4 protein-coding genes are annotated in these 2,742 nt (G+C 42.4%); 2 read left to right on the forward strand and 2 right to left on the reverse strand.

Translation table 11 applies throughout. The annotated features are described in order from the left end of the window. On the forward strand, positions 1 to 157 hold a 157-nt coding region (locus MHN01_RS24775), incomplete at its 5' end, for a universal stress protein (RefSeq protein ID WP_370646553.1). Between the two features lie 74 nt (positions 158 to 231). After that, on the forward strand, positions 232 to 879 hold the full coding sequence (locus tag MHN01_RS23595) for a hypothetical protein (protein WP_239413791.1): 648 nt from the start codon (positions 232 to 234) through the stop codon (positions 877 to 879). A gap of 70 nt (positions 880 to 949) precedes the next feature. On the opposite strand, the gene MHN01_RS23600 is transcribed toward MHN01_RS23595, so the two are convergent. Together MHN01_RS23600 and MHN01_RS23605 are read right to left on the reverse strand one after the other, a co-directional pair. Continuing rightward, positions 950 to 1,225, reverse strand: coding sequence for a nitrogenase-stabilizing/protective protein NifW (locus MHN01_RS23600; RefSeq protein ID WP_239413792.1), 276 nt, complete (start codon positions 1,223 to 1,225; stop codon positions 950 to 952). A 187-nt stretch (positions 1,226 to 1,412) separates the two neighbouring features. Beyond that, the gene (locus tag MHN01_RS23605) at positions 1,413 to 2,621 is read right to left on the reverse strand and encodes a dicarboxylate/amino acid:cation symporter (protein WP_239413793.1); all 1,209 of its coding nucleotides are present in this window, start codon (positions 2,619 to 2,621) and stop codon (positions 1,413 to 1,415) included. Positions 2,622 to 2,742: the final 121 nt, after the last annotated feature.

A 2,742-nucleotide genomic window follows, 5' to 3' on the forward strand; every position in this document is an offset into this window, starting at 1 on the left:
TCTTAACAAGAAGCTCCTTGACGCCATCGATGAAATTGGCGCAGATCTTATTCTCATGGCAACCCATATCCCCAATGTCAGCGATTATATTTTTGCCAACCACGGAAACTACATTTCAGACCACGCCGATATCTCGGTATTCCTGATTCGCGGATAACGCTAATAAGTCTAAATAATAAGCTAAAATTAGACAGTTACTGTCAGCAAACACACTTAACAAGGATTGTATTGATGTTTTTATCTAATGTTAGGAAATTGAAAATCGTACAGGCCCCTAAATGGGTCAATGGCTTCATTTTTATCCCCTCAACCTTATCGATGCTATTTCTAGCTTTCCTCGGTGAGCCTTACATCTATGAAAGCATGTCAGATCCAATACTTTACTTAGATGGTGAGATCTGGACTGGATTTGGAAGTAATATGGGGATCCTTATGTGGGCTTGCTCAGCTGCAATAGCGTTATTCTGTGGTACGGTAATGCTAAGTACTGCAACAAAAAAACAAGAGCCCTATTTATTAATTTTGCTAGGTTCTCTCACCTTACTCTTAAGCCTGGATGACTTATTCCTTCTTCATGATGCCATTCTTCCGTACTTTAGCATTAAAGAGCATGTCATTTTCGCAATCTATGCCTTCTTGAGTTTGTTTATTATTTTCAAACACTTAAATGTAATATCACAGACAGAGAACTTCCTTCTCTTTATAGGTGGGACGCTTTTATTTATCAGTATATGTATTGATATTCTTCCGAAACCTCCTTTCTTAGGTTTTATTGAAGATGCGGCAAAATTCATTGGGATTTGCGCATGGTCTGGATACCTGATGCGTACATCTTTTTTAATGTTAATAGAAGTTATTCACCAAACAAAAGAAAAGTGAATGTATAGCCACCAATGCATAATCTTTAGCGCCTACACTTTTATAGGTTATGCAACTTGCGGTACCACACTTAACGACGCTGACACGAGGTACAGCCTCGACAGGCGGATCGGGTATGAGGGTCCAGGCGACTTCGCTGTACCTTGCAATAGGCATTTTTGAGTGCGCGACGGGCTGAAAACCAATCGTCCGGTTTTGAAATCAACAGGTACCCGTTAAAACGCTTCACCAACTGCGTACGATACTCATTAATAAAGCGGCTATCAAAGTCGATTTCGAAGTATTCAAGCGCCTGTTCTATTGAAGTAAAACTGGCTATTTTTTGCTGAATGTCGGTCTGGCTCATGATCTAAACGGATGGAATAGTTTCCGCCAGTTTAGAAGAGCAGCCGTCTTCAATCATTGATGTAACACGTATTTTGCTCGAAAACCTATATTCTGCCAAAGGCACTGTTAGTCTTTACACTCTCTCAGACTACGCTCATAAACAGCGACCGTGTGCCAAACGGCCGCTTATTTATTCTTGTATCGATTTAAGTATTATGAACCGGTGCGGTATCTGCCAATTCACCATTTTTATTAAACAGGCCTTCGAGCATTAACGTGATAGCGCCATCACCGGTAACGTTACATGCCGTACCAAAGCTATCCTGCAATGCAAATATTGCGATAAGCAATGCGACACCAGCAGGATCAAAGCCGAGAACGCCAACAACGATTCCCATAGAGGCCATAACCGTTCCTCCTGGTACACCTGGCGCGCCAATGGCGAAAATCCCGAACAACAAGATAAATACAGCCATGGTGCCAACTGAAGGAACTGCACCATAGAGCATCAATGAAATAACCATCACAAATAAAGTTTCTGTCAAAACAGATCCGCATAGGTGAATCGTCCCACCCAAGGGCACCATAAAATCCACCGTTTCTTTGCTAAGCACCTTAGACTTTCTGGCACAGCTCAAAGACACCGGAAGCGTTGCCGCACTAGACATAGTGCCCACCGCGGTGAGATACGCCGGGCCATAGTGCTTGATGACTTCCCACGGATTTTTACCAGAAACCAGGCCAGCAATCATGTAAAGCACCGTCAGCCAAATAAGATGCCCCACCAGCGCCAAAACAACAACCTTCAAAAATACCGGCAACTGCTGAGTCAAAGTGCCCTCATAGGCTAGCCCGGCAAATGTCGCGGCAACGAAAAAAGGCAGGATCGGGATAACGACAGACTTAATAGCCATCATCATCATTCTCTCAAATTCATTCAGTGCCCTTTCCATGATCTCAGCTTTGGTGCCCAGTGCCGTGATGCCCAAAAGGATTGCCAGCACCAATGCAGACATCACTGACATCACCGGCGGTATCGACAATTTAAAGCCAGCTTCTGGCAGTTCATGCAAGCTATCAATGACATTCGGGACAGAGAGGTGAGGTATAATGACCAACCCGGCAAAATAAGCAAAACAAGCCGCGCCGACTGCAGACAAATAAGCAATCCCGATCCCGGCTCCTAACATCTTATTCGCGTTGTATTTAAGTTTGGTAATCGCAGGTGCAATAAATGCAATAATAACCAGTGGCACGGTGAAAAATATAAACTGTCCTAGTACATATTTTGCCGACACAATGATAGACATCATATCTTCACTGGCAAATAAACCAATTATCGAACCAACGCTAATCCCTAAGAGCAGCTTGATTATCAGAGACCACTCGCTTTTTTTACTTTGTTCAGATTTCATAACTTATTCATTCTCAAAGATAACAACAAAAAACTATCAAATGAGTAGATGCTCTACTGTTCTAACTTATTTTATATACTCCAATCATTAATAACTGGAGAGATATCACCATTATAAAAAT

The organism is Photobacterium sp. OFAV2-7 (assembly GCF_022347985.1).
In the GTDB taxonomy this organism is placed as follows: Bacteria; Pseudomonadota; Gammaproteobacteria; order Enterobacterales; family Vibrionaceae; genus Photobacterium.

Coding starts and splice junctions, on each gene's coding strand:
- MHN01_RS23600 (WP_239413792.1), bottom strand. CDS start 1,225: ATGAGCCAGACCGACATTCAGCAAAAAATAGCCAGTTTTACTTCAATA.
- MHN01_RS23595 (WP_239413791.1), top strand. CDS start 232: ATGTTTTTATCTAATGTTAGGAAATTGAAAATCGTACAGGCCCCTAAA.
- MHN01_RS23605 (WP_239413793.1), bottom strand. CDS start 2,621: ATGAAATCTGAACAAAGTAAAAAAAGCGAGTGGTCTCTGATAATCAAG.